Below are 4,162 nucleotides of genomic sequence, written 5' to 3'. Positions count from 1 at the left end.
GCCCCGGTTCGCCCGGCTGCAGCTGGAGCTCGGCTCGAACACCGCCGCGATCGTGCGGGCCGACGCCGACCTGGAGCAGGCGGCGGAGGCGCTCGCCGACGGCGTCCTGAAGCTGTCGGGGCAGTGGTGCGAGGCTCCGCGTCGTGTGCTGGTCGACCGCGCCCGGCGCGACGAGCTGGCCCGTCTGCTCATCGCGGCGTTCGCCCGCCGGACCATCGGATCCAGCCTCGACGACGCGACCGAGGTCGGCCCGGTGGCCTTCGCCGCCCGGCGGGACGAGCTCGACGACCAGCGGGACCGGCTGGCGGCCGCCGGCGCCGAGCTGCTGCGGGTGTCCGCGGTGCCGGAACGGGGATGGTTCTTCGCCCCCACGGTGGCGGTGCTCGACGGCCCGGGGCTCGCGGACGAGGTGTTCGGGCCGATGCTGCTCGTGGGCGGCTACGACGACGAGGACGAGGCCGTGCGCCTGGCGAACACCGGCCAGGTCGGGCTCGCCGGCTACGTGTTCGGGGCGGATCAGGAGGGGGCCGCGGCGCTGGGCACCCGCCTGGTCGCGGGCGAGGTGAAGGTCAACGGCACGAGTGTGCTCGACATGTCGCCGGCCTCCGCGCAGAGCTTCTTCGGCGCGAGCGGCCTGGGCGGGCACGGCGACGACGATGTGCTTGACTTCTTCACGGGGAAGCAGGTCGTCGGCACGGACCGCGCCGGTCTTCCCCTCTGACCGGAGGAGTGGCCATGGGCGAGCGTGACGACGCGCCGCACGACTTCTCCCGCGCCGTGCTGCACCCCGTGTCGGGCTATCAGGCCGTGGCGGGGTTCCTGCGCCGGGAGATGGCGCTCGGCCGCATCCGCCCCGGCGACCGCCTGCCTCCGGAGCGGCGTCTGGCGGAGCAGCTCGGCGTCTCGCGCGAGACGCTGCGGCAGGCGCTGCGCATCCTGGAGGGGAGCGGCCAGATCGTCATCACCCGGGGCGCGTCCGGCGGGGCGATCGTCCAGGACGCGGCGCTGGATCCGCGGCTCATCCGCGACGAGGTGCGCACGCGCTCGGCCGAGATCGGCGAGCTCACCGAGTTCCGCGAGATCGTCGAGTCCGGTGGGGCGGCGCTCGCGGCGGCGCGGCGCAGCACGGCGGATCTGGAGGCGATGGCCCTCGCCCAGAGCGAGCTGGCGGGGGCGGCCACCAAGGCCGAGTCCCGCATCGCCGACACGCACTTCCATCTCGCGCTCGCCGCGGCGTCGGGTAACACGTTCGTGCGCGACGCGGTGGAAGAGGCGCGCGTGCGGATGTTCGAGCCCGTCGACCTGATGAGCTTCGACTTCGTGAAGGAGTCCAGCTGGCACGCGCACGAGCGCATCCTCGATGCCGTGCGGCGGGGCGACGCCGACGCCGCCGATGCGGCGATGCGCGCGCACCTGCGCACCACGCGCGAGGAGTTCACGCGCGTGGTCGACGACTGAGACCGCTCAGGCGGTGGTGAGGCGTCCGAGCGCGTCGACGAAGGCGTCCACGTCGGACTCCTCGGTGTCGAAGCCGCACATCCACCGCACCTCGCGCCGGGCCGCGTCCCAGTCGTAGAAGCGGAACACGTCGCGCAGCCGGTCGGCAACGCCCTCGGGCAGCGTCGCGAAGACGCCGTTGGCCTGGGTGGGCTGGGTGAACTCGACACCGGCGACGGAACCGTCGGCGAGCCCCGCCTCGATGCGGGAGCGGAGCCGGGCGGCCATGGCGTTCGCGTGCCGGGCGTTGCGCAGCCACAGGTCGCCCTCGAGCAGCGCGATCAGCTGCGCCGAGACGAAGCGCATCTTCGACGACAGCTGCATGTTGAACTTGCGGGCGTAGGGCAGCCCGTCGGCGGCGGCGGGGTTCAGCACCACGATGGCCTCGCCGAGCATGGCGCCGTTCTTCGTGCCGCCGAATGTCAGCACGTCCACGCCGACGTCGCGCGTGAAGGCGCGCAGCGGGAGGTCGAGTGCGGCGGCCGCGTTGGAGAGCCGGGCGCCGTCGAGGTGCAGCTTCATGCCCCGCTCGTGCGCGTGGTCGGCGATCGTGCGGATCTCGTCGGCCGTGTAGAGGGTGCCGAGCTCGGTGGACTGCGTGATCGACACGACCAGCGGCTGCGCGCGGTGCTCGTCGCCCCAGCCCCACGCCTCGCGGTCGATGAGCTCGGTGGTGAGCTTGCCGTCGTCGGTGGGCACGGTGAGCAGCTTGAAGCCGCCGATCTTCTCGGGCGCGCCACCCTCGTCGACGTTGATGTGCGCGGTCGATGCGGCGATCACGGCACCCCAGCGCGGCAGCATCGACTGCAGGCCGGTGACGTTCGCGCCGGTCCCGTTGAACACCGGGAACGCCTGGACGCCCTCGCCGAAGTGCTGCTGGAAGACCTCCTGCAGGCGGGCGGTATAGGCGTCTTCGCCGTACGCCACCTGGTGGCCACCGTTCGCGGCGGCGATCGCGGCGAGGACCTCGGGGTGGATGCCGGAGTAGTTGTCGCTGGCAAAGCCCCGCAGAGCGGGGTCATGGGGGATGCTCACCGGTCAAGCCTAATCGCGGTTCCCCTACCGGATGTCCGAGCCCCGCCCTACCCTCGAACCCATGGAGCGCACCGCGGCGAAGACGGCCTTCGCGAACGTCCTCGTCAACACGTTGATCGCCAACGTGACGACGAGCTTCCTCTGGTTCGCCCTCACGTTCTGGGTGTACATCGAGACGCGGTCGGTGCTGGCCACCGGGATCATCGGCGGCGCCTACATGCTGTTCGTCGCGTTCTTCGCGATGTTCTTCGGCACGATCGTCGACCGGCACCGCAAGCACCGGGTCATGCTGCTGTCGAGCGTCATCTCGGCGGTGGCGTTCCTGATCGCGGGCGTGCTCTACGTGTGGCAGCCCGAGGCGGCGCTTCTCGACCTGGGCGGCCCGTGGTTCTGGCTGTTCTCGGGCATCATCCTGTTCGGCGGCGTGATCGAGCAGCTGCGCAACATCGCGCTGTCCACCACGGTGACACTGCTGGTGCCCGAGGAGAAGCGGGCCAACGCGAACGGCCTGGTGGGCACGGTGCAGGGCATCGCGTTCCTGGTCACGAGCGTGTTCTCCGGCCTGTCGATCGGGTTCCTCGGCATGGGGTGGACGCTGGGGATCGCGATCGTGGCGATGGCGCTCACCTTCGCGCACCTGCTGTTCATCCGCATCCCGGAGTCCGAGCCGGAGGTCGACCCCGAGGCAAAGAGCGCGGTCGACTTCCGCGGCAGCGTGCAGGCCATCCGGCAGGCACCCGGGCTGTTCGCCCTCATCGTGTTCTCCACGTTCAACAACCTCATCGGCGGCGTCTACATGGCGCTCATGGACCCGTACGGCCTCACGCTGTTCGATGCGCAGATGTGGGGCTTCGCGCTCGCGTTCTCCTCCACGGGCTTCCTCATCGGCGGCGGGCTGGTCGCGAAGTTCGGCCTCGGCAAGAAACCGGTGCGCACGATGCTGCTCGTGGTGATCGCGATGGGACTCCTCGGCGCGATCTTCATGCTGCGCGAGTGGTGGCCGCTGTACGTGCTGGGCATGTGGGTGTACATGGCGCTGGTCCCTCCGGTCGAGGCCGCCGAGCAGACGGTCATCCAGAAGGTCGTGCCGTTCACGCGACAGGGGCGGGTGTTCGGCACGGCGGCGGCGATGGAGGCCGCGGCCGCCCCGATCACGGCCTTCCTCATCGCGCCGATCGCGGAGTACGTCGTGATCCCGTACATGGACACCGCCGAGGGGCAGCGGCAGTGGGAGTGGCTGCTCGGCGAGGGCGAGGCGCGCGGCATCGCCCTCATCTGCCTGTTCGCCGGACTGATCATGGTCGTCGCGGCGACGCTGGCGTTCTTCACGCGGTCGTACCGTCACCTCACCGAGCTGTACGCGACGGCGCCGGATCAGGCACCCGACGCGACGGACGAGGGCACCGACCCCGCGGCACACGATCCTCTCGGTGAGCGGCAGGAGACGGGCGACGCGCGCGACGGCCGCGCGTACGGCCATCACCCCGATGCGCCCCCGGTCGTCCGCGGCATCCCTCCCGAGTCCCGCTGACCCACACGGACGCAGCCCCGCCCGCAGCCCGCCCGTCCGCCGTCCGCAGCCCGCCGTCCGCAGCCCGCCCGTCCGCAGCCCGCGCGTCCGCAGCCCGCG

The 4,162-nt window shown here is 71.6% G+C and carries 4 protein-coding genes; 3 read left to right on the top strand and 1 reads right to left on the bottom strand.

The features are described from left to right. Together DW309_RS07285 and DW309_RS07280 are read left to right on the top strand one after the other, a co-directional pair. Positions 1-721, top strand: a 721-nt coding sequence (locus DW309_RS07285; RefSeq protein ID WP_136044987.1) for an aldehyde dehydrogenase family protein, incomplete at its 5' end; no start/stop codon positions are given. 14 nt (positions 722-735) lie between these two features. After that, a complete protein-coding gene (locus DW309_RS07280; protein WP_136036287.1) occupies positions 736-1,458 on the top strand; it encodes a FadR/GntR family transcriptional regulator in 723 nt (240 codons plus the stop codon). Positions 1,459-1,464: 6 nt separating this feature from the next. Here the strand turns inward: DW309_RS07280 and DW309_RS07275 are convergent, their stop codons facing one another. Continuing rightward, complete coding sequence (locus DW309_RS07275) at positions 1,465-2,532, bottom strand: threonine aldolase family protein (protein ID WP_136033116.1); 1,068 nt, start codon at positions 2,530-2,532, stop codon at positions 1,465-1,467. Positions 2,533-2,593: 61 nt separating this feature from the next. Here DW309_RS07275 and DW309_RS07270 point away from each other — a divergent pair, with 61 nt between their 5' ends. Then, positions 2,594-4,063 (top strand): MFS transporter, encoded by a 1,470-nt coding sequence (locus DW309_RS07270; RefSeq protein WP_136044986.1) that lies wholly within the window; start codon positions 2,594-2,596, stop codon positions 4,061-4,063. Positions 4,064-4,162 lie beyond the last annotated feature (99 nt).

The sequence above is a fragment of the Microbacterium sp. K41 genome (assembly GCF_004794395.1).
In the GTDB taxonomy this organism is placed as follows: Bacteria; Actinomycetota; Actinomycetes; order Actinomycetales; family Microbacteriaceae; genus Microbacterium; species Microbacterium sufflavum.
Note: the sequence above shows the minus strand (reverse complement) of the source record. Positions and strands in the feature narration are given on the sequence as shown.

Excerpts from the sequence above, each read along its gene's own strand:
- DW309_RS07280 (WP_136036287.1), top strand. The coding sequence starts at position 736 with ATGGGCGAGCGTGACGACGCGCCGCACGACTTCTCCCGCGCCGTGCTG.
- DW309_RS07270 (WP_136044986.1), top strand. The coding sequence starts at position 2,594 with ATGGAGCGCACCGCGGCGAAGACGGCCTTCGCGAACGTCCTCGTCAAC.